This window comes from Vibrio sp. 1288 (assembly GCF_033344475.1).
The window spans coordinates 1-807 of record NZ_JAWPOX010000334.1 but is presented as its reverse complement, the minus strand read 5'-3'; the positions used below and the strand labels follow the sequence as shown (position 1 = coordinate 807).

The following is an 807-nucleotide window of genomic DNA, read 5'->3' as shown; positions in this document are numbered from 1 at the left end:
GCCTTGTATTCACGGCTTTCCTGGCGAGACTGGTGACATTCAATCACTATTCGAAATTGCCGGTATTCCATACTTAGGATGTGGACCAGAAGCAAGCAGCAACAGTTTCAATAAAATCACATCAAAACTTTGGTACGACGCTTTAGACATTCCAAATACACCTTACTTATTCCTAACTCGCAATGATGAACACGCTCACAGACAAGCTGAACAAGCCTTTGAAAAGTGGGGGAAAGTGTTTGTTAAAGCTGCACGTCAGGGCTCGTCTGTTGGGTGTTACAGTGTAACGGAAAAACAAGCTATCGCTAAAGCAGTAAACGATGCGTTTGGTTATTCAGATCAAGTACTTGTAGAGAAAGCGGTAAAACCTCGTGAGTTAGAAGTCGCAGCTTATGAAATGAACGGTGAACTGCACATCACTAAGCCAGGTGAAGTGATCGCACCCGATGGTGCATTTTACTCATACGATGAAAAATACAGCAGCTCAAGCCATTCATTAACAGAAGTAGAAGCGAAGAACCTGACTCAAGAACAGATCGATAAGATTCGTCATGCGTCAGAAACCGTATTCAAACAAATGAACCTTCGTCATTTGTCTCGCATCGACTTTTTCCTTACGGAAGATAATGAAATTTACTTGAATGAAGTGAATACATTCCCAGGAATGACGCCAATTTCAATGTTCCCTAAAATGCTTCAAAACAATGGTCACAAGTTCCATGAGTTTCTTGAAGATTGTATTAATAGTGCAAAGTGATTAACGTTCACGCGATACGTTTTGTGTTAGAAATAGTTGAATAGAGCACG

Annotated in this window: 1 protein-coding gene; it reads left to right on the top strand. The window is 40.9% G+C overall.

Going from position 1 to position 807, the window contains the following annotated elements; genetic code table 11:
• A partial coding sequence (locus R8O11_RS26595; protein WP_318194792.1) for a D-alanine--D-alanine ligase occupies window positions 1-757 on the top strand: 757 nt, incomplete at its 5' end.
• Window positions 758-807 lie beyond the last annotated feature (50 nt).